This is a genomic window from Roseiarcus fermentans (genome assembly GCF_003315135.1).
GTDB classification, from domain to species: domain Bacteria; phylum Pseudomonadota; class Alphaproteobacteria; order Rhizobiales; family Beijerinckiaceae; genus Roseiarcus; species Roseiarcus fermentans.
The window spans coordinates 16,523-35,458 of record NZ_QNRK01000013.1 but is presented as its reverse complement, the minus strand read 5'-3'; the positions used below and the strand labels follow the sequence as shown (position 1 = coordinate 35,458).

At 69.1% G+C, this 18,936-nt stretch carries 21 protein-coding genes and 1 pseudogene; 8 read left to right on the top strand and 14 right to left on the bottom strand.

Features of this window, described 5'->3' with window-relative positions:
* Positions 1-13 precede the first annotated feature (13 nt).
* From DFR50_RS12950 to DFR50_RS12920, 7 genes are all read right to left on the bottom strand, one after another.
* Entirely contained in the window at positions 14-952 is a 939-nt protein-coding gene (locus tag DFR50_RS12950) for an ABC transporter permease (RefSeq protein WP_113889691.1), read from the bottom strand.
* Positions 953-956: 4 nt separating this feature from the next.
* The gene (locus DFR50_RS12945) at positions 957-2,054 is read right to left on the bottom strand and encodes an ABC transporter permease (protein ID WP_113889690.1); all 1,098 of its coding nucleotides are present in this window, start codon (positions 2,052-2,054) and stop codon (positions 957-959) included.
* Complete coding sequence (locus tag DFR50_RS12940; protein WP_113889689.1) at positions 2,047-3,567, bottom strand: ABC transporter ATP-binding protein; 1,521 nt, start codon at positions 3,565-3,567, stop codon at positions 2,047-2,049. Before DFR50_RS12940 ends, DFR50_RS12945 begins: the two co-directional genes overlap by 8 nt.
* A gap of 111 nt (positions 3,568-3,678) precedes the next feature.
* Entirely contained in the window at positions 3,679-4,782 is a 1,104-nt protein-coding gene (locus DFR50_RS12935) for a BMP family ABC transporter substrate-binding protein (RefSeq protein WP_113889688.1), read from the bottom strand.
* 44 nt (positions 4,783-4,826) lie between these two features.
* Positions 4,827-5,213, bottom strand: coding sequence for a VOC family protein (locus DFR50_RS12930; protein ID WP_113889687.1), 387 nt, complete (start codon positions 5,211-5,213; stop codon positions 4,827-4,829).
* 107 nt (positions 5,214-5,320) lie between these two features.
* A complete protein-coding gene (locus tag DFR50_RS12925) occupies positions 5,321-6,331 on the bottom strand; it encodes an isopenicillin N synthase family dioxygenase (protein WP_113889686.1) in 1,011 nt (336 codons plus the stop codon).
* A 302-nt stretch (positions 6,332-6,633) separates the two neighbouring features.
* Positions 6,634-7,410 (bottom strand): class II aldolase/adducin family protein, encoded by a 777-nt coding sequence (locus DFR50_RS12920; protein WP_170153195.1) that lies wholly within the window; start codon positions 7,408-7,410, stop codon positions 6,634-6,636.
* A 157-nt stretch (positions 7,411-7,567) separates the two neighbouring features.
* Between DFR50_RS12920 and DFR50_RS12915 the strand changes: the two genes are divergently transcribed.
* The gene (locus DFR50_RS12915; protein WP_113889792.1) at positions 7,568-9,085 is read left to right on the top strand and encodes a malonate--CoA ligase; all 1,518 of its coding nucleotides are present in this window, start codon (positions 7,568-7,570) and stop codon (positions 9,083-9,085) included.
* 111 nt (positions 9,086-9,196) lie between these two features.
* Here DFR50_RS12915 and DFR50_RS12910 read toward each other — a convergent pair whose 3' ends face one another.
* Positions 9,197-9,628, bottom strand: coding sequence for a PA2169 family four-helix-bundle protein (locus DFR50_RS12910; RefSeq protein WP_113889685.1), 432 nt, complete (start codon positions 9,626-9,628; stop codon positions 9,197-9,199).
* Positions 9,629-10,001: 373 nt separating this feature from the next.
* Here DFR50_RS12910 and DFR50_RS33320 point away from each other — a divergent pair, with 373 nt between their 5' ends.
* The gene (locus DFR50_RS33320; RefSeq protein ID WP_170153194.1) at positions 10,002-10,991 is read left to right on the top strand and encodes a PEP-CTERM sorting domain-containing protein; all 990 of its coding nucleotides are present in this window, start codon (positions 10,002-10,004) and stop codon (positions 10,989-10,991) included.
* A gap of 135 nt (positions 10,992-11,126) precedes the next feature.
* On the opposite strand, the gene DFR50_RS32955 is transcribed toward DFR50_RS33320, so the two are convergent.
* The 4 genes and pseudogenes from DFR50_RS32955 to DFR50_RS33315 form a co-directional block, all read right to left on the bottom strand.
* Positions 11,127-11,993: an ATP-binding protein gene (locus tag DFR50_RS32955; RefSeq protein WP_245427710.1), complete on the bottom strand. Its 867-nt coding sequence runs from the start codon at positions 11,991-11,993 to the stop codon at positions 11,127-11,129.
* Positions 11,994-12,058: 65 nt separating this feature from the next.
* Entirely contained in the window at positions 12,059-12,442 is a 384-nt protein-coding gene (locus tag DFR50_RS32950) for a hypothetical protein (protein WP_245427707.1), read from the bottom strand.
* A gap of 223 nt (positions 12,443-12,665) precedes the next feature.
* A pseudogene (locus tag DFR50_RS33590) lies at positions 12,666-12,866 on the bottom strand (alpha/beta fold hydrolase); the annotation flags it as partial.
* A gap of 194 nt (positions 12,867-13,060) precedes the next feature.
* The gene (locus tag DFR50_RS33315) at positions 13,061-13,192 is read right to left on the bottom strand and encodes a hypothetical protein (protein ID WP_281015963.1); all 132 of its coding nucleotides are present in this window, start codon (positions 13,190-13,192) and stop codon (positions 13,061-13,063) included.
* 127 nt (positions 13,193-13,319) lie between these two features.
* On the opposite strand from DFR50_RS33315, the gene DFR50_RS12890 reads away from it, so the two are divergent.
* Entirely contained in the window at positions 13,320-13,706 is a 387-nt protein-coding gene (locus DFR50_RS12890) for a HesB/IscA family protein (protein ID WP_245427701.1), read from the top strand.
* Positions 13,707-13,830: 124 nt separating this feature from the next.
* Here the strand turns inward: DFR50_RS12890 and DFR50_RS12885 are convergent, their stop codons facing one another.
* Both DFR50_RS12885 and DFR50_RS12880 read right to left on the bottom strand, forming a co-directional pair.
* Positions 13,831-14,385: a c-type cytochrome gene (locus tag DFR50_RS12885; RefSeq protein WP_210208882.1), complete on the bottom strand. Its 555-nt coding sequence runs from the start codon at positions 14,383-14,385 to the stop codon at positions 13,831-13,833.
* Positions 14,386-14,411: 26 nt separating this feature from the next.
* Positions 14,412-15,161, bottom strand: a complete 750-nt coding sequence (locus tag DFR50_RS12880) for a class I SAM-dependent methyltransferase (protein ID WP_170153193.1) — start codon at positions 15,159-15,161, stop codon at positions 14,412-14,414.
* A gap of 318 nt (positions 15,162-15,479) precedes the next feature.
* Between DFR50_RS12880 and DFR50_RS12875 the strand changes: the two genes are divergently transcribed.
* The 5 genes from DFR50_RS12875 to DFR50_RS12855 all read left to right on the top strand — a co-directional run bounded on the left by DFR50_RS12875 (position 15,480) and on the right by DFR50_RS12855 (position 18,921).
* On the top strand, positions 15,480-16,307 hold the full coding sequence (locus DFR50_RS12875) for an ABC transporter ATP-binding protein (protein ID WP_113889681.1): 828 nt from the start codon (positions 15,480-15,482) through the stop codon (positions 16,305-16,307).
* Positions 16,304-17,089, top strand: a complete 786-nt coding sequence (locus DFR50_RS12870; RefSeq protein WP_113889680.1) for an ABC transporter permease — start codon at positions 16,304-16,306, stop codon at positions 17,087-17,089. The genes DFR50_RS12875 and DFR50_RS12870 overlap by 4 nt, the downstream gene beginning before the upstream one ends.
* Positions 17,090-17,203: 114 nt before the next feature.
* Complete coding sequence (locus DFR50_RS12865; RefSeq protein WP_113889679.1) at positions 17,204-17,920, top strand: methyltransferase; 717 nt, start codon at positions 17,204-17,206, stop codon at positions 17,918-17,920.
* A gap of 132 nt (positions 17,921-18,052) precedes the next feature.
* A complete protein-coding gene (locus DFR50_RS12860) occupies positions 18,053-18,454 on the top strand; it encodes a hypothetical protein (RefSeq protein WP_113889678.1) in 402 nt (133 codons plus the stop codon).
* Positions 18,455-18,549: 95 nt separating this feature from the next.
* Positions 18,550-18,921, top strand: a complete 372-nt coding sequence (locus tag DFR50_RS12855; protein ID WP_147262753.1) for a hypothetical protein — start codon at positions 18,550-18,552, stop codon at positions 18,919-18,921.
* Positions 18,922-18,936: the final 15 nt, after the last annotated feature.

Here is an 18,936-nt window from a genome sequence, read left to right as displayed (position 1 = left end):
GAGGCCGAAACGCTCACACCCGCTCCTCGCGGACATAGGGGCGCCCGAGCGCGCCCGGCTCGTCGCCCGGCGCATGGCGGCGAGCGATGGAGACCCAGATCATGACGGCGAGGGTCGCGAGATAGGGCGTGGTGAGCACGAGATATTGCGGCAGCATGACGCCCGCCGCGGCCAGCTTGGGGATGATCGCCTGAATGGCGCCGAACAGCACGGCGCCGAACAGGGCGCGCCACGGATTCCAGCGCGCGAAAATGACCAGCGCGACCGCGATCCAGCCGCGGCCGGCGGTCATGTCGTCGATCCAGATCTTGACGCTGGCGACGGAGATATAGGCGCCGGCGAGTCCGATCAGCGCGCTGCCCGCGATGACGGCGAGGAAGCGCGTGATCGGAACGCTGACGCCGGCGGCGTCCGCCGCTTCCGGGTTCTCGCCGACCGCGCGCAGGTTGAGGCCGGCCCGCGTGCGGCCGAGGACGACCGAGACGACGAAAAGGATCGGCACGACCAGGTAGGCGACCAGGTCTTGCCCAAAGACGATGGGACCGAGAACCGGAATGGTCGCCAGCGGGCCGAAGGGGACGGGACCGAGCCCGGAAAAGGCCTTGCTCGTCCAGCCGAACTGGGCGCCGAGCAGACTCGACAGGCCCTGACAGAAAAACACCGTGACGAGACCCGCGATCACCTGATTGGCCCGGAAGGTGATGACCAGCGCCGCGAACAGCAGGGAAACGAATGCCGCGGCGGCCATGCCGACGGCCATTCCGAGCAAGGGCGGCGCGTGAAACGACAGAACGGCGCCGGCCGCCGAGACCGCGCCGATCAACATCAGTCCTTCGGCCGTCAGGTTGAGAACGCCCGCGCGCTCCGAGAGGATGAGGCCGACGGCCCCCAGCGCGTAGGGAACCGCGAGAGACGGCGTGGTCGCGAGCCAGGTGACGAGGAATTGCAGCATCGCTCTATCGAGCCCAGTGCAGTCGGTGGACGGTCAGGAAATCGGACGCCGCGACGCACATGACGATCACGGCCTGGATCAACTGAACCATCGATTGCGGGATGCCGTAGAAGACCTGCAGGTTCTGTCCGGCGATGACCAGCGTCGCCATCAGCACCCCGACGATCGCCGCCGCGAACGGGTTGTTGCGCGCCAAAAAGCCGATCAGCACGCCCGATACGCCATAGCCCTGATAGAAGGATTGCGTGAGGCGCCCCTCCTGGCTGCTCGCGACGACGAAGCCCGCGACCGCCGCGAGCGCCCCCGACAGGAGCACCGTCGAGAAGACCAGCGGTCGGACCGGCACGCCGAGCGCCTCGGCGACGCTCGGGCTCGCGCTGACGAAGCGCATGTAGACGCCGGCGCGACTGCGCGCAGTCACGACCACGAGGAGCGCCGCCGCCGCGGCGGCAATGACGAGCCCGCCATTGGCGCCGGGCAGGATGTCCGGAATGAGCTCCGAAGCGGAATATTTGAGCGAATGGGGGAAGCCGTCCTGGTCCTTCCAGACGCCATAGAGCAAGTGCAGCAGGATGTCGGAGGCGACATAATTCAGCAGCAGCGTCGAGATGATTTCATTGACGTTCATGAGCAGTTTCAGCGCCGCCGGTATCGCCGCCCAGGCGGCGCCGGCAAGCATCGCCGCTACGAACATCGCGACGAGGCGCGTGGAGTCGGGCCCCGCGTGAGCGAGCGAAACGGCGGTCGCGCCGACGCCGCCGAAGATCATCTGTCCTTCGATGCCCAGGTTCCAGAACCGGACGCGAAAGGCCATCGCCGCAGACAGGCCGACGAGCACGAGCGGCGCCGCCTGGACGAACACGGCTTTCAGGTTCGTCGGGTCGAACAGGGTGGCGACGATAAATTCCTGGGCGAGGTCGCTCGCCGGGACGCCCGCCAGAACGAGCGCGATCGCGGAGATCGTCAGACCGATCGCGATCGCCCCGGCCAGGGCGCCGATCCTGAGCTGCGGACTGACCGAGCGGCGCACCTCGATGGTGAGCCGCCCGAAGCCGCGCGACGCGCCGGCCGGGGGCGCCCCGGGCGAGCTTGCTTCAGCCATGCGTCACCATCGCCCGCCCAACCTCTTGCCGATCGAAAGGCTGTTCGAATTCAGCCGCGAGCCGGCCCGAGGCCATGACGCCGACGCGGTTCGAAAGCTTGAGAACTTCGTCCAGATCGTCGCTGACGAGCAGAACGGCCGCGCCGCGATCCGCGGCGGCCTTGAGCCGCGCGTGGACGGCGGCGGTCGCGCGCGCGTCGAGGCCGCGGCTGGGGCTCTGGGCGACGACGACGCCCGGGGCGTCGGAGAACTCCCGGGCGATCACCAGCTTTTGCGCGTTGCCGCCGGACAGGAGCGCCGCCTTCTGGGCGAGGCTGCGCACCCCCTGAACGTCGAACGCGCGAATGGCCTCTTTTGTCTCGGCCCTCATCCGGCCGATGTTCGTCCAGGCCCAGCCGCCATAGCGTCCGCGCCGAAGGCCGGCGATGGCGAAGTTGTCCGTGACGGACAGGGCGCCGGCGAGCGCGAAGCGATAGCGGTCGGCGGGGATGAAGGCGGCGCCGTCGCTGCGCAGCGCCGCCGGGCGCGGCGCCGAGAACGCCTCGCCGCTGTCTTCGAACTGGATCAGCCCGGAATCGGGCGTTCGCACCCCCATGAGAAGTTCCGCCAATTCGCTCTGTCCGTTGCCGGAGACGCCGGCGAGCCCGTAGATCTCTCCCGCGCGCACGAAGAACGACACGCGATCGACGGCGGGAGCGCCGTCGGCGCGGCGCACCGTCAGATCGAGCGCTTCGAGACGACGCCTGCCGAAATGCGGCTGTTCGTTGGGAAGGGCCGGCAGAGCGTCGCCGACCGTGAGCCGGGTCAGCTCCTCGATCGAGGCTTGCGAGGGGTCCAGTTCGGCCACCGTCTTGCCGCCGCGCATGATCGTGACCGTGTCGGCGAAGCGTTTGACGTCGGCGAGCTTGTGCGTGACGAGGACGATCGTCGCGCCGTCGCGGGCGAGCCGGCGCAGGGTCTGCAGCAGCCGCTCGGCCTCCTGGTCGGTCAGGACGGCCGTCGGCTCGTCGAGGATGAGGATGCGGGCGCCGGCCACCAGCGCCTTGATCACTTCGACGCGCTGCTGCTCGGCGATGGAGAGCGAGTCGACGCGCGCGCGCGGATCGACTTTCGCGCCGAGCAACTCGGCCTTGGCCGCGATCGCCTGCGCGACGGACCGAGCCTGACGGCTGTAGGGCGCCCCGTCGCCCGCGGCCGGAGGGCGCGAGAGAAGAACGTTCTCCAGAATGGAAAAGGGGCGAACCAGCTTGAAATGCTGGTGCACCATGCCGATGCCGTGCGCGGCCGCGTCGCGCGGACCGGACAGTCGCGTCGGGGCGCCGAAAAGCCGCATCGTACCGGAATCGGGCGTGTACAAGCCGCAGGCGACATTCATCAGCGTGGACTTGCCGGCGCCGTTCTCTCCGAGCAGGGCATGAATTTCGCCCGCGTTCGCGACGAAACGCGCCTGGTCCAGCGCCCGAAATCCGTCGAAAGACTTGTCGATCGCATCGAGGGCGAGGGCGGGGGTCATGTGCGGTCAGTCATGCGGCCTCTCGGTCCGGAATCCGGGCGCATGGGCGGAAGCCGGACGCGCGGGTTAAAGGCAGGGAGGAGAAGCGTCCGCGCTTCTCCCCCGGCCGAATCATTTCTGCGAGATGACGCCGGGGATGAACCAGTCCATCTTCCAGAGGTCCGCGTCGGAAAGGGTCGCGCCGGCCGCGATGCGCTCCTTGCCGTCCCGGTCGGCGAGCGGCCCGACGAAGATCGCATTCTTCCCGTCGATGATGTCCTGACGCGCGGCGAGAATTTTCTTCTTGTTGTCCTCGGACACGGCGGAGCCGCAGCAGGCGATATCGGTGCCGCCTTGCTTGATCCCCGGGAACGCGCCGTAGGGCGAGGGCGCCCACGTTCCGGCCTTGATGCTCTCGAGCGTGGGGCCGAGGAACTTCGCCCAGGTCCAGACGGACGAGCACTGCGTCGCCTTCGGCGCAAATTCAGCCAGGTCGCGGTGATGGCCGGTGCCGTAGACCCCGCGCTCCTGCGCGACGATTTGCGGCGTCGGCGTATCGACGTGCTGGCCGATCACGTCGGCGCCCTGGTCGATCAGGGCGGTGGTCGCGGCGCGCTCCTTCACCGGATCATTCCACGCTCCGGTGAACACCACCGTCAGGGTCGCATCGGGATTGATCGCCTTCGCGCCCATCTCGTAGGCGTTGATGGTCCAGTTCACGACCGGAAGCGGGTTTGCCGCCACGAACCCGAGCTTGCCGGTCTTGGAGGCCGCCGCCGCGGCCATTCCGCACAGGTACTGGCTCTCGTAGGTGCGGCCGTAGAAGGATTCGAGATTGGGGCCGTTGGTGATGCCGGAAGCGTCGAGGAAGGCGACCTTCGGATGCTCTTCCGAGAGCTTCTTGAACGTGTCCGAATACCCGAACGCGGTGCCGATGATGACGTTGTAGCCGCGCTGGATGAAACGCTCGGCCGGCGGGGTGATCGCCGAGGAATCTTCCGGCACCTTTTCGACCACCGGAATTTTGGCGCCGATGATCTTTTCGAGTTCCGGGCGCGCCTCCTCGAAGGCCTGACTCCAGCCGCCATCGTTCTTCGGCCCGAAGAGGATGATCGCGACCTTCGGCGGTCCGTCGATCTTGAAGACGTCGGCCAGAGCCGAGGCGGTCAAGGCGACGGAGGACCAGGCGACAGCGCTCGCTGCGGCCAGAGCGACAGCTTTCGTGGGTAAGGACATTCCAAAGAGCTCCGAGGCTGAGTGAGGGTTAGGGCGGAACGAAGTCAAAGCATCTTGTTGATCCGGAAAACGTTGCCTTCCGGATCGAGCAGCACGGATTGATACCAGTTGTAGTATGTCTTGTAGGGTTCTTTGACGAGTTTCGCGCCTTTGGAAACGGCTATGGGCGTAAGGCGGTCGACATCCTCGGCCGTGTCGACGTCGATGTTGAGGAGAAACTTCACCCCTGTCGCGTCGGCGTGATCCGCGAGCTTCAGGAGACCATAAGCCTCGGGCGCATTGAACCCGAGACAACTGAGCCCAGTGTTCAGGCCGACGAAGATCGGCGACCGGATTTCTGGGATCTCCATGAAATCGAAGACTTCCTTGTAGAAGCCGGACAACGCCACGATGTCTTGGGCAAAGATGTTGACGTAGGATAGTTTCGCCATCAAGCTCACTCGGGTGCGGCGGAAGACGGGACCCGTCGCTCCGCGATCAGGTTACTCTGTAAGCGGCTTACGGCCCCGCGCAGGGCGCGCGCAGCCAGACGACCGGCTCACGCCGCCTTGCCCTGCCCCAGGGTGGTCTGCTTGACGAACTTGCTCAGCAGATTGTCGCCAGACGAAACCGGCGCGTACTTCGGCGTCTCGCCGGGCGCGAGACAGGTCGGAAGACACTCGACCATCGCGTCGTAATTCGGCTGATGGAAGAATATGATCGATATTCGATCGCGGTTTTCCTCCGACGCGAGCGGCGGGTTGACGACCCTGTGCAACGTGGACGTCCACAAGTCGTTGGTCCACTGCTGCATGAGATCGCCGATGTTGACGATGAACGTACCGGCGACGACCGGGACTGGAGTCCATGCGCCCGCCTTGTTCTTCACCTCCAACCCGCCGTCGCCGACTTCTTTGCGCAGGATGGTCATGCTGCCGTAATCGGAGTGCGCGCCGGCGCGCAGCTGACCGGGGAGCGGGTCGCTCGTTTGCCGCGGATATTGCATCAAGCGCAGCATGGAGATGTTCTTGTCGATTGTCTTATCGAAGTAGTGTTCGTCCAGCCCGAGCGAGATCGCGAACAGGCGCATGATGTCGGTCGCCAGCCGATCCACCGCGGCGAAGTATTCGGTGCACACAGCCTTCAGCCGGGCCGGCCTCTCGGGCCAGACATTCGGCGCGAAGTGAGGCCCGGCTTGCGGACCCGTGTAATAGGGATCGTTCGGAGGCGCGTCGGTCGGCCCGATCGAGAAGCTTTCCTTGAGATCCGGCGGCGCCGGCTCGTCGAGGCTGTAGGAAAGGCCTTCGCCGCCCACCGCGCTGTAGCCGCGGACCTGATCCACCGCCGGCCGGTCGCTTTTGGCTTTCTCGGCGAGCGGCAGGGCGAAGAACGCCTTGGCCATGTCATAGGTTTCGTCGATCAGGGTCTCGGAAATCCCATGGCCGGAGACGACCAGGAAGCCGATGTCGCGGCATGCCTGTCCGACCTGCGCTGCGACCCGCTCCTTCTCGGCCGAAGTCCCTGTCCGGTACGGGGTCAGATCAATGATGGGCACGTTCATCAGCGTCATTGGGCATCCCTTTTTCGGCCTTTATGATCTTCAAAAAGGCATGGTTCGGCAGAGCCGCTTGCCGGCGGCCCCTCCACGCAAGCCGCGTGCCAACTATTTTTCCTTGTTTGTTCAATGGGATGGTAGGGGTCGAGCAGGACCCGGTCGCAGAAGTCTGACCAATTGGTCAAGCTTTGTGCAGATTTGCCTGCCGAGGAATCCCCGAGCAACCGCTGCCGCTGGCCGCTGGCCGCTGGCCGCTGGCCGCTGCGGCGCACGACCGACACCCGCGCCTTGTCGACACCCGCCCGCTCAGGCGGCTTTCATGCCTTGCCGCGCTTGCCTGCGATCCGCTTCCGCTTGGCGGGGACGCGCGCGGCGCCCTTGATCTTCGGTTTCGCCTTCGCGGGCGAGGCGGGCTCCGCGGCGAGGGCTTCGACGCGCGCCTCGATGTCCGAGCCCGCGGTCTTGAGCCGGTCGGCGATCCGGAACACCTCCTCCTCGGCGAGCACCCGCGGCCGCCCGATCGACAGCGCGATCGCGTACAGCCGGGCCAGCGTCTCGAGTTCGAAGGCGCGGGCGAGCGCCGCCTCGAGCGTGCCGCCCGTCGTCACCGCGCCGTAATTGCCGAGCAGCGCCGCGTGCCCCTCGCCGAGCGCCTCGACCGCCAGATCCGCGAGCTCCCGCGTTCCGATCGGCGCATATTTGGTGCAGGCGATCTCGGCCGCGCCGAACAGGGCGATCATCGAATGGGCGGCCGGGATCGACTTGTGCGCCATCGCCAGCGCGGTGGCGTACGGCGGCTGGAAGCGCACGACGGCGCCGACGTCGGGGCGGGCGCGGGCGATGTCGAGATGGATGCGCCACTCGCTCGCGGGCTTGGTCGGCCCCTTCCAGGCGCCGTACTCGCCCGCGAGCGACATCGTCGCCAGCATCGTCGGCCTGAGCGACGGATAGGCCGCCCCGCTGGGCGTGATCACGATCGAATCGCCGCCGCGCGCCGAAATGTCGCCGCCAGCGGCGCCCCCGAAACCGGCCCCGGCGATCCGGGCCGCCGCCGCGACGACCTGTTCGCGCAGCGCCTTTTCCGTTGTCGCCATTCGTTCACCTCCCGAGCCCGAACGCGACTTACGCGCCCGGGCTCGGCTTTGACAAGGAGCGATCGCCCCAGGGTCGCGCATTGGCGCGCGCCGAGCTAGATTGGCCGATCCGGGGCGGCGTCCCGCCGCCGCGAACGTGTTCGAGGATGCCGCGTCGATGCCTTCCGCAAACCTGTTCGAGCTCATCGTCGCGCGCAGCGGTCGACCCGACCAGATGGCGCTGGAGACGTCCGACGCCACCTCGCTGACCTACGCGGCGCTGTTCGAGCGCTCGGCCAGGGCCGCCAACGCGCTGGTCGCGCTCGGGGTCGAACCCGGCGACCGGGTGGCCGCGCAGGTCGACAAGTCGACCGACGTGATCGTGCTGGCGCTCGCCTGCCTCCGGGCGGGCGCCGCGCTGCTGCCGCTCAACACCGCCTATACGCTCCCCGAGCTCGAGTATTTCCTGAGCGACGCCGAGCCGGCGCTGACCGTCTGCCGCCCGGCCTCGCTCGCGGCCGTGCGCGACCTCGCCCGCCGGCTCGGCCTGAGCGCGGTCGAGAGCCTCGGCGCCGCGCGGGACGGGACGTTGGCGGAGCGAATCGCGGCCTCCGCGCCGGACTTCGAAACGGTCCCACGCCGCGCCGACGATCTGGCCGCCATCCTCTATACTTCGGGCACGACCGGACGCTCCAAGGGCGCGATGCTGACGCATGAAAACCTGGCGTCGAACGCGCTGACGCTGGTGGACTGCTGGCGCTTCACGGATGCGGACCGGCTGATCCACGCGCTGCCGGTCTTCCACACCCACGGCCTGTTCGTCGCGGTGAACACGGCGCTGCTCGCCGGCGCGACGATGATCTACCAGAACCGCTTCGATCCCGACGCCGTGCTCGCCGCCATGGCGGACGCGACCGCGCTGATGGGGGTGCCGACCTTCTACACCCGCCTGCTCGATCATCCGGGCCTGACCCGCGCGGTCGCGGCCGGCATGCGCCTGTTCGTGTCCGGATCGGCGCCGCTGCTCGCCGAGACCCACGCGGCCTGGCGCGAGCGCACCGGATTCGCCATCCTCGAGCGCTACGGCATGACCGAGACCAACATGATCACCTCGAACCCCTACGACGGCGAGCGCAGGGCGGGGACGGTGGGCTTGCCCCTGCCGGGCGTCGGCGTGCGCATCGCCGAGCCCGAGCGCGGCGCGCCGCTGCCGGCGGGCGAGATCGGCGTCATCGAGGTCAAGGGGCCGAACGTCTTCAAGGGCTACTGGCGGATGCCGGAGAAGACCGCGCAGGAGTTTCGCCCCGACGGCTGGTTCATCACCGGCGACCTCGGCCTTTTCGACCCCGACGGCTACGTCCACATCGTCGGGCGCGCCAAGGACCTCGTCATCTCCGGCGGCTTCAACGTCTATCCGAAGGAGGTGGAGAGCGAGATCGACGCGATCGAGGGCGTGCTCGAGAGCGCGGTCATCGGCCTGCCGCATCCCGACTTCGGCGAGGGCGTGACCGCGGTCGTCGCGATCCGCCCGGGGGCCGCGGTGACGGAAGAGGGGGTGCTCGCCGCGCTCGAGGGGAGGCTGGCGAAGTTCAAGGCGCCGAAGCGGGTGTTCGTCGTCGACGAACTGCCGCGCAACAGCATGGGCAAGGTGCAGAAGGCGCTGCTGCGCGAGACGCTCAAGGACACGTTCCGCTAGCGCGGCGACAACGGGCGGCCCTCAACCCCTCCAAACCGGCTCGGGTCTGGAGCTGCGCTCCGTCTGCGTCGGGCCGAGACCCGATGCGCTGCATCGTCTGAGAAATCCGGGCTAGGCCCGCTCGGCCGCGCTCTTCATGCCCTCGACCTTGGCGCTGAGCGCCGCCCGCTGCTGCTCCAGCGTCTCGGCGAGCGCCGCATCGCCCGCCGATTCCGCGATGGCCGCGTCGTAGCTCTTCAAGATCCGCTCCTCGCCGTCGGCGAAGCCGGCGAGCGAGCGTTCGTCGAGGCCGGTGACGGCCGACCGGACCGCGATCACGGTCTCGTGCACGTTCGTCATGAACGAGCCCCGATCGTTGGCCTCGACTCCGCGGGCCTCGAGTTCGGGGCGCAGTTGCGCGAGCGCCCTTTCGTGCAGGGCGATCATGTCCTGAAACAGCGTCTTCAGGTCCGCTCGCTCGGCGTCCTTGACCGCCTCGCCGTAACCGTTCTTCGCATCGACGAGCGCGGTGTACAGGGATGTCACGGATGCGTGGTCGTTCATGGGATCCTCCAGGCCCCGACAACGCGCGGACGGACAAAAGGTTTCCAGCCGCGACGAGGAAAACCCGCGGTCTCCTCCGTGCCCGGCCGGGTCGGCGATGCGCCCTCCGCCGGCGCCCGGAATCCGCCCGTTTCCCGGTTTCGGGCGGCGGTGTTCGGGCCTCCCGCGTTACGCGGACGGCCTTGTGGAATATCCTCGAAATTCCGCAAGCGCTGACGTTTGGTGATGATTGCAGAGTCAACATTGGTTTGCTATGAGCGATTCGGAGGGCGAGCGGCGGGCGGTCAGGCGCAGGCGATTGCGGACTGAACGGGTCGAACAGGGGCGCGGTTAGCGCCGGGTCGTCCTCGACTTCGACGAGGAGGGACGGGACTTGCTGAAATTTCTGAAACACAGGGTCTTGCTGGCCGGGGTGTCGGCGCTCGCGTTGACCGCGGCGGCGACGGCGGCCGACGCGACCACGTTCGACTTTACCGGCGCAGAAGTCCAATGGACGGTTCCGACGACCGGCGTGTACGAAATCCTGGCCTACGGGGCCCAGGGCGGCCCGAGCGGCATCGCGCAGGGCGGCTATGGCGCGGAGGCCGGCGGCGACGTCAACCTGAACGCGGGATCCGTGCTGACGATCCTGGCTGGCGGCTCCGGCGTCGGCGTCAACGGTCCGGGCGGCAGCGGCGGCGGCGGCGGCAGTTTCGTGTTCGGCGCTTACGGCGTCCTGGTTGCGGCCGGCGGCGGCGGCGGAACCGGCCGGGGCGAGTTCTACTCGAGCGGCCACGCTGGGGGCTATTCGGGCACGTCAGGCGGGAGCGGAGGCATAAACAGCGGAGCGGGCGGCGCAGGCGGGGCAGGCGGCGCCGGCGGCGGCGGAACCTACGGCGGCGGCGGCGGCGGCGGCTGGGGCGTCTTCAGCGCCGGATCGGACGGCGCCGGTCCCAATGGCGGGAAGACTCCCGTCTCGGCGACGTCGCAGGCCGCGGCCGGCGGCGGCGGCGGCGCTGGCGGCTTCGGCGGCGGCGGCGGCGGCGGCGACTTCGGCGGCGGCGGCGGCGGCGGCTTCTCCGGCGGCGGCGGCGGCGGCTCGTTCCAGTTCACCGGGTTCGGGCCGGGCTACTACTTTCCGGGCGGCAGCGGCGGCGGCGGCGGCGGTTCCTATGTCGCGCAGAACTTCACCAACGTCGTGTTGGCGCCGGCCACGAACGGTCATTACAGCAACACTTACGGCCTCAACGGCTACGTGACGGTCAACGCGCTCGCCCCGGCCGCGCCGGAGCCGGCGACCTGGGCGCTGATGGGCGCGGGCTTCGCCGGGCTCGGTTTCCTCGGACTGCGCCGCGGGCGCAAGGTCGAGCCGTCGAAGGCGTAGCGCGGCCGCATTCCCCGACAAAACCGGCGGCGCGGGTTCGCGCCGCCCTTTTAGGACCCTGGGCGCGGCGTCCGCCGCCTCCCCCGACCAGGATCCGGCCCGACGCCGACGCCGCTCCGGCGTCGAAACCGGCGGTCACCCCCCGAGCGGCTTGCCGAGCCGGCCGGCGAGGTCCTGGGTGAACTGCCACGCGGTGCGGCCCGAGCGCGAGCCGCGCGTCGTCGCCCACTCGAGCGCGTCGCGCTCGATCGCGTCCGCCGGCGCGTCGAGGCCGAAGTGACTGGCGTAGCCGCGCACCATGGCGAGGAAATCGTCCTGGCTGCAGTGGTGAAAGCCGAGCCACAGGCCGAAGCGGTCGGACAGCGACACTTTCTCCTCCACCGCTTCGCCGGGATTGATGGCGCTCGAGCGCTCGTTCTCCATCATCTCGCGCGGCATCAGGTGGCGGCGGTTCGAGGTGGCGTAGAAGACGACGTTGCCGGGGCGCCCCTCGACCCCGCCTTCGAGCGCGGCCTTGAGCGACTTGTAGGAGGCGTCGCCGGCGTCGAACGACAGGTCGTCGCAGAACACGATGAAGCGGCAGGGCGCCTCGCGCAGCAGGCTCATCAGCGCCGGCAGGCCCTCGATGTCCTCGCGGTGGATCTCGACCAGCTTGAGGCGGCCGTCGATCCCGGGCGCGCGGTTGATCGTCGCCTGCGCCGCCTTGACCAGCGACGACTTGCCCATGCCGCGCGCCCCCCAGAGGAGCGCGTTGTTGGCCGGCAGGCCGCGCGCGAACCGCTCGGTGTTCTCGACCAGCAGGTCGCGCACCCGGTCGACGCCGCGCAGGAGCGCGAGGTCGACGCGGTTGACCTTCGCGACCGGGGCCAGCGTCCCCTTTTCGGCGCGCCACACGAAGGCCTCGGCGGCGTCGAAGTCGGGTCGCGCCGGGGCGGGGGGCGCGAGCCGTTCGAGCGCCTCGGCGATGCGGAGGAGGAGGTCGGCTTGGCTGGGAAGCGTCATCTTGATCCCGGAAGACGGTCGAAGGACTGGCTTTGCCACAAGCGGACCAGAAGCTCCAGCCGGCGCTACTCGCCGCGCGCCGCCTCCACGACGCTGCGCACCGCGGCGATCACCGCCCGCGGCTGGTCGACCTGGATGGTGTGGCCGGCGTTCGCGATGATCGTGTTCCGGCCCCGGGTCGACAGGGCGGCGATCCGGTCGTGGCCCTCGCGCCAGGCCTGCGCCGGTCCGGCGTCGTTTCCCCGGCCGCCCGCCGTCAGCACGGCGAGCGGCTTTCCGGCGAGGGTGAGGCGCGCGGCCGCGAGTTCGGCCGCGTCCACGCTCGCGCGGCCGGGGCGCGGCGCGAGCGCCTCGCGCTCCGAGAGGCTCGCCTCCCACGTGCGCGGCAGGGCGCCGCGCAGGCGCGCGGCGCCCACGAGGACGCCGTCCGCAGCCGCGTCCGGGTCCACCGCCAGCTCGTCGCCGGGGTCGGCGCACCGGCGCGCCGCCGGCGAGCGCGAGTCCGCCCGCCCGCGCCCGCGCCAGACAGGCGCGCAGGGCCTCGATGATCGGGTCAGCGGCCTCGATCGCCGCGCCGTCGCCGGCGGCGCGCCGCGCCGGGCGGGGCAGGGTCGGATCGACCAACGCCTCCCCGGCGACATCGTCGGGAAAGGTCGACGCATAGAGCAGGCCGATGAGCCCGGCGAGCGAGTGGCCGACATACACGAACGGGACCGGGATCTGCGCCGCGCGCACCAGGCGATGCAGATCGTCGGCCATGGCGCGGACGTCGGAGGGGCGCTCCGCCGGATCGCTGAAGCCGAGGCCGGCGCGGTCGTAGGCGCAGACCCGGGTGAATGTCGCGATCTCCGGCTGGACGCGCCGCCAGATCATCATGCTGCCGCCGGCGCCGGCGTCGAGCACCACGACCGGACGGCCCGACCCCTGGCAATGGAGATTGATGCGCCGGGCCCCTTCGACCGCGATTGCGGTCTGCGGTCCGGCGTAGATCGCGCTCGGCGCGACCGTCTGCGCGACACAGGGCCGGATCAGGCAGGCCGCGGCCAGGACGGCGGCGGCGCGGGGAATCACGACCAGCTGTAGGCGAACATCCCCATCACCACGATCACCAGGACCGCGATCACCACATAGTGCTTCGCCGTCCAGCGATGCATCGTCGGGGCGTCGTAAGGGTCGTCGTCGTGCTTGCGCCTGCTCATGCCGCCGCCTCTACCATGAAGCGCCGCGCGCCGGAACCCGCCCCCGGCCCCTGTCAAACCGCAAGCCCCGATGCTATATGACGCAACGACGGCGCCGGGCCTTGAACCCGGTTGACGGAGGCGAACGATGGCGTCCAGGCTCCTGCGGCGGCAGGCGATGACTTTGACCGACGCGGCGGCGGCCCGCGTGCGCGAGCTGACCGATGCGGCCGGGCGGCCGGTGGCGGGACTGAGAGTCGGCGTGAAAAACGGCGGCTGCGCCGGCATGTCCTACACCATGGAGCTCGCCGACCAGGCGTCGCCGCTCGACGAGGTGGTCGAGACCAAGGGCGTCAGGCTGCTGATCGACCCCAAGGCGGTCCTGTTCCTGCTCGGGGCCGAGATGGATTTCGCCGTCGACCGGCTGTCGGCGAGCTTCTCGTTCCGCAACCCCAACGAGACTTCGGCCTGCGGCTGCGGCGAAAGCGTCGCCATCACGCCGGCCAGTCCCGAAGCGCTGAACGCGCCGGCGTGAACGCGGGCGGCCGCGCTCGGCTCGAGCGCGACCCCGCGGCATCCCCAAACCTCAGGGGCGCGGAATCCTTCCCGGCTTTGCTGCGGCGAAGCTGGAGGAGGAACGCCAACGCGTCGGCCGGCGTCTACCTCTGCGAGGCGGGCAGAGCGTTGTAGACCTCGGGCGGCAGCACCGCCGAGACGGCGATCGGGACCGTCTGCCCCGACTTGTACGAGACGATTGTGTTGCGCACCGGCGGCAAGCTTTTGAGAAAGGCCGCGATGGCGTAGGCGTCGTCGTCGGTGAGGTTGGCGAACGAGGCCGACGGCATCACCCCGCTGAGTTCGCTTCCGTCGGGTCGCTTGCCCTTGCGGATCGCGGTGACGATCTGGTCGCCGGTCCACTTGCCGAGCCCCGACTCCGGGTCGGGCGTCAGATTGCCGCCGACGAACACGCCCTGACCCGGAATCGAGAATCCGACGTCCGCGCCGCCGAGGTAGCGTTTCATGTCGGGGCTGCCGAGCATGCCGCCGGGCGTGTGGCAGTCGGAGCAGCCGGCGATCGACACGAGGTATTGTCCGCGCGGGATCTGGCCCGCGTCGGCGCGGGCGGACTGGGTCTCGGCAGCCATGGCCGGCGCCGCGATCGCACAGGCGACGGCCGCCATGGCCGCCGCCCGGAAGTCGATTGTCCAACCCATCCCGGTCTCCCTTGGTTCTCGTGGAGTCAGGCTCCGGCGACGCCGGCGATCGCGATCCCGCGCAAGTGGTCCGGAACGCTCCACGTCTGCTCGGGGTCAGGGCGGTGCGCGACGGGGGCGACGTCGCCGCGCCAGGCGACGCCGACCATTTGCGCAGTCTGGTAGGCCATCACGCTCCAGCCGGCGCGCTCCATCGCGCGCAGGCCCTGCGCGACATGGGGCGAGACGAGGTCGTGAAAGAGCACCATGGCGGTCGGTTCGAGGTACGGCAGGCAGGCGAGCGCGTCGCGCGCCGGCGCCTCGCCGTCGTGATCGCCGTCGATGAAGGCGAACGACCAGCGCGCGCCGGACTGGCCCAGACGCGTCACCGCGGCGGGGCTCGGCTCGGGAACCAGGATCGTCGTCGCCTCGCCGCCGGCGGCGCGCACCACCGCTTCGAACTCGGCCCGCCAGTCGGGGTCCGCCAGCAGCGGCTCGACCACATGCAGCGAGCCGAGGCCCGACGAAATCAGGTGCGCGGTCGACCAGCCGCGCCAGGCGCCGATCTCGAGACCCGCCCGTCCGGCGAACAGCCGGGCGCTGGCGGTGAGGATCGACGCCTCGTCGCGGTTGATGAAGCCGACGATCGGGTTGCGCCGGTCCGCCCGGTACGGATGATCGATGTCGCGCCTGAGCCACGGCCACGTGGTCACGCTGCGGTCGAACTCCGCCATGTTGGGGAACAGATGGTCGAGGCGGGGCGTTGCGAGATTGTCGGCGACGTAATCCCTGGCCATGGACGAGAAACCTCTCCGGAGCCGGCTTCCGTATCCGCCGCGCTGCGTGGCGAATCGCATGCGGCCGAGTTGGTCGTCAAGGACCGCCGGCGTCCCGTGCGCGGGCGCGGGCGCGAATGTGAATGTTGCGCTGGACGGCGGTTCGGTTTTGTGTTCAGTCAAAAAAGGCGGGCGTCCGCGCGGATGCAACCAGAACGACGAGGGTGGAATGTTGGCGGGAGCAGGAATCGCCGGGAAGGCGGTCCCGGCCCCGAGGAAGGGCCCTCTCGTCCAGCGCGGCCGCAGCCGTCGAGCAGGGTCGTTGTTCGGGGGAACGGAATGACCAAGATCGTCACCTTCCCGTCGCCGGGGGGAGGAGCCTCGCCCGCCAAGGCCCGGCCGCCCGCGCTGGCGACCTTCCGGAAGGTCGACAAGATCTTCAAGAATCAGGTCATGGCCCTGTCCGGGCTCGACCTCGAAATCCGCACGGGCGAATTTCTGTCGCTGCTCGGCCCGTCCGGATGCGGAAAGTCCACGGTGCTGCGGCTGCTGACGGGCCTCGCCGAGCCGAGCCGCGGGGAAATCGTCTGGAGCTGCGAGCGTCCCCAGTTCGGTTTCGTGTTTCAGGAGCCGACCCTGATGCCGTGGTCGGACGTGTTCACCAACGTCTGGCTGCCGCTCCGGCTCGCCGGCGTCAGCAAGGAGAAGGCGCGGCCGCAAATCGAGGAGGCGCTGACCCAGGTCGGGCTCTCGGCGTTCGCCAAGGCCTACCCGCGGCAGCTTTCGGGCGGCATGAAGATGCGCGTGTCGATCGCCCGGGCGCTGGTCACCCGTCCGCAGGTGCTGCTGATGGACGAGCCGTTCGCAGCTCTCGACGAGATCACCCGCCTCAAGCTCAACGACGACCTCGCCGAGTTGCAGTCCTCGCTCAACGCGACCGTGGTGTTCGTCACCCATTCGGTGTTCGAGAGCGTCTATCTCGCCGACCGGATCGTCGTAATGGCGGCGCGTCCCGGACGCGCCTTCGCGGAGATCAGCGTCGAAGCCCCGCCGATCCGGAGCGAGGGCTTCCGCATGACCGCCGCCTACGCCGAGACCTGCCGCAGGACGTCGGCGGCCCTGCACGAATCCATGGGCGAGACGCCCGCGAGCGAGCTTTCGCAATGACCCGCGACGATCTTGTCGGCTACGCCGTCCCCGCCTTCACGCTCGGCTGCGGGCTGGCGTTCTGGGAAGGCGTGGTGAGGTGGTACGCCATCCCGCCCTACCTGCTGCCGGCCCCGAGCGTCATCATCGCGACCCTGTTCAGCGACTGGGGGACGCTGTCGAGTTCGCTCTGGGTGACGCTGACCATCACGCTCAAGGCGCTGGTCGCGGCGGTGATCGGCAGCGTGACGCTCGCGATCATCTTCGCCCAGTCGCGGCTGGTCGAGCGGGCGTTCTATCCCTTCGCGGTCGCGCTTCAGGTGACGCCGATCGTGGCGATCGCGCCCTTGCTGCTGATCTATCTCACGCCCGCGCTCGCCGTGCTCGTCTGCGCGTTCCTCGTCGCGTTCTTTCCGCTGCTCGCCAACACCACGCTCGGCCTGTCGTCGGCCGACCACAATCTCGTCGACCTGTTCGCTATGTACCGGGCGTCGCGGCTGCAGCAGTTCACCTTCCTCAGGCTGCCCTCGGCGCTGCCCTATTTCCTGGCCGGCCTGCGCATCAGCGGCGGCCTCGCGCTGATCGGGGCGATCGTGGCGGAGATCGCCGCCGGGTCGGCGGGGCAGGGCTCAGGCCTCGCCTATCGCATCGTCGAATCGGGTTTTCGCCTCAATATTCCGCGCATGTTCGCGGCGCTCCTCTTGATCTCGGTCGCCGGCATCACAATTCATGTGTTTCTCACCGCGCTGTCGCACTGGCTGTTGTCCGACTGGCATGAGAGTGAGCGCGGGCGGGAGGGCTGATCCGGACGGACCGGTCGAACGTATCGATCCCCGACCCGGGCTTTCGTTGCGCCGCGAAGAGGCATAAGGGGTCGCGGGGGAAGTGCGCCAATCCATTTCAAAAAGGCGAACGCCATGAATATCGAATACCGGACCGGCGCGCGTCTGTCCGTTCTGCGCAAACTCGGCGTCGCCGATCTGGTCAACACGTCCGTCTTCGACATCGCCGCCGCCCACGCCGCCCTGGTCCGCAGGCAGGCGGTGCCCGAGCGCATCCTCACCGACGGGCTGGTCGTCGACGTGCCGGCCGGCGTCTATCACCCGCTCCCCGACTCCAGCTCGGAATTCTTCATCCGCAACATCAAGGCGATGGACCAGGAGAAGATTCGCAAGACGCTCGAGATCGGCGCCGGCTGCGGCATCATCTCGCTCTACATGGCGGCCAACTGGACCTCGAGGACGGTCGCGACCGACATTTCCGAGGTCGCGGTGCAGGCGACGCTCGACAACGCCGCCCTCAACGGCCTCACCCTGACGGCGTTCCAGTCCGACCTGTTCGAGAAGATCGAAGAGCGGGATTTCGACCTCATCGTGTTCAACACGCCGATGATCGACAAGACCCCGGAGAACGACATCGAGAAGTTCAGTCTGTGCGACCCGCACGGGCTGATCACCGATTCCTACCTGCGCCAGGCGCGCCACCACGTGTCGAACGACGGGTTGATCATCTTCTCGATCTGCAACAATTCCGCCTACGAGGTGATGGACTCGATCGATCTCGACTATTCGATCGTCGGCTTCGAACTCGGTTTCAGCGGTTTCTGGCGCGCGATCGTCGGCGCGCGCGTGTGAGGCGGCGACGGCGCGGCGCCCGGGCGGGGCCCGGGCCGCGCACGAGGGGAAAACCGCCGTTTCCTCGATTGACTTGGCCGGAGGCGCGCGCCAAGGTCCCGCGATCAAAGCCGAAAAGAGGCGAGGGGCCGCATGATTGATCGAAACATCGCGCTGTTCGCCGGGCTGGCGGCGCTCGCAGGGCTCGCCGGCTGCGCCAGCGTCGGCGCGCAGGAGAAGGAGGGCCAGCTCGCGGCCGCGGGCTTCGTCCGTCTTCAGGCCGATACGCCGGCGCGGGTCGCCAAGCTTCAGGCGCTGCCGCAGAACACGATCGTCTTCTCCCAGCGCAAGAGCGGCCCGGTCTACATCTACGCCGACGCCGCCGGCTGCAACTGCGCCTTCGTCGGCGGCCCGACCGCCTATCAGGCCTACCAGCAGATCCGCGTCGCCAACAACATCGCCCAGATGCAGGAGACGACGGCCGAGCTGAACATGGCGGAGGCCGAGGACTGGGGCGGCGCCTGGGGTCCGATGGCGCCGGGCTGGTACTACTGAAAGGGCGCGCCATGGCGAACGGCGACCAGGGAACGGGCCCCGGTCGTTCGCCGCTCGCCACTCGCCGCTCGCTGCAAAACAACCGGAGGGGCGTCATGATCGATCGGGCCATCGCGTGCGCGGTCCTCGCGGCGCTGTTCGCCGGAACCGCGCTCGGCGCGGCGTCTGCCGGAGAGTTCGCGTGTCCCGTGGCGCAGCCGTCGGGCGCGCCCGGGGTGATCAGAGAGACGCCGGCGGCGATCGACTTGCTCGCGCCGGTCCTGACCGGCGCCGACGTCACGTCCCAGATTCCCGCCATCGTCGACGGGCTGCGCAAGCGCTATCCGGCCGCCCGTTCGGACGAGATCGTCAACTACCTGATCACCGCCTATTGCCCCAACGTCGCCAAGGTTCCCGACCTCAGCGACGCTGAGAAGACGCAACGGGTCGAGGCGTTTTCCAAGGCGGTCCTCGCCGTCCTGTACTGAGCGTCGCCTGTCCGT

Excerpts from the sequence above, each read along its gene's own strand:
- DFR50_RS12950 (WP_113889691.1), bottom strand. The coding sequence starts at position 952 with ATGCTGCAATTCCTCGTCACCTGGCTCGCGACCACGCCGTCTCTCGCG.
- DFR50_RS12945 (WP_113889690.1), bottom strand. The coding sequence starts at position 2,054 with ATGGCTGAAGCAAGCTCGCCCGGGGCGCCCCCGGCCGGCGCGTCGCGC.
- DFR50_RS12940 (WP_113889689.1), bottom strand. The coding sequence starts at position 3,567 with ATGACCCCCGCCCTCGCCCTCGATGCGATCGACAAGTCTTTCGACGGA.
- DFR50_RS12935 (WP_113889688.1), bottom strand. The coding sequence starts at position 4,782 with ATGTCCTTACCCACGAAAGCTGTCGCTCTGGCCGCAGCGAGCGCTGTC.
- DFR50_RS12930 (WP_113889687.1), bottom strand. The coding sequence starts at position 5,213 with ATGGCGAAACTATCCTACGTCAACATCTTTGCCCAAGACATCGTGGCG.
- DFR50_RS12925 (WP_113889686.1), bottom strand. The coding sequence starts at position 6,331 with ATGACGCTGATGAACGTGCCCATCATTGATCTGACCCCGTACCGGACA.
- DFR50_RS12920 (WP_170153195.1), bottom strand. The coding sequence starts at position 7,410 with ATGGCGACAACGGAAAAGGCGCTGCGCGAACAGGTCGTCGCGGCGGCG.
- DFR50_RS12915 (WP_113889792.1), top strand. The coding sequence starts at position 7,568 with ATGCCTTCCGCAAACCTGTTCGAGCTCATCGTCGCGCGCAGCGGTCGA.
- DFR50_RS12910 (WP_113889685.1), bottom strand. The coding sequence starts at position 9,628 with ATGAACGACCACGCATCCGTGACATCCCTGTACACCGCGCTCGTCGAT.
- DFR50_RS32955 (WP_245427710.1), bottom strand. The coding sequence starts at position 11,993 with ATGACGCTTCCCAGCCAAGCCGACCTCCTCCTCCGCATCGCCGAGGCG.
- DFR50_RS33315 (WP_281015963.1), bottom strand. The coding sequence starts at position 13,192 with ATGAGCAGGCGCAAGCACGACGACGACCCTTACGACGCCCCGACGATG.
- DFR50_RS12890 (WP_245427701.1), top strand. The coding sequence starts at position 13,320 with ATGGCGTCCAGGCTCCTGCGGCGGCAGGCGATGACTTTGACCGACGCG.
- DFR50_RS12885 (WP_210208882.1), bottom strand. The coding sequence starts at position 14,385 with ATGGGTTGGACAATCGACTTCCGGGCGGCGGCCATGGCGGCCGTCGCC.
- DFR50_RS12880 (WP_170153193.1), bottom strand. The coding sequence starts at position 15,161 with ATGGCCAGGGATTACGTCGCCGACAATCTCGCAACGCCCCGCCTCGAC.
- DFR50_RS12875 (WP_113889681.1), top strand. The coding sequence starts at position 15,480 with ATGACCAAGATCGTCACCTTCCCGTCGCCGGGGGGAGGAGCCTCGCCC.
- DFR50_RS12870 (WP_113889680.1), top strand. The coding sequence starts at position 16,304 with ATGACCCGCGACGATCTTGTCGGCTACGCCGTCCCCGCCTTCACGCTC.
- DFR50_RS12865 (WP_113889679.1), top strand. The coding sequence starts at position 17,204 with ATGAATATCGAATACCGGACCGGCGCGCGTCTGTCCGTTCTGCGCAAA.
- DFR50_RS12860 (WP_113889678.1), top strand. The coding sequence starts at position 18,053 with ATGATTGATCGAAACATCGCGCTGTTCGCCGGGCTGGCGGCGCTCGCA.
- DFR50_RS12855 (WP_147262753.1), top strand. The coding sequence starts at position 18,550 with ATGATCGATCGGGCCATCGCGTGCGCGGTCCTCGCGGCGCTGTTCGCC.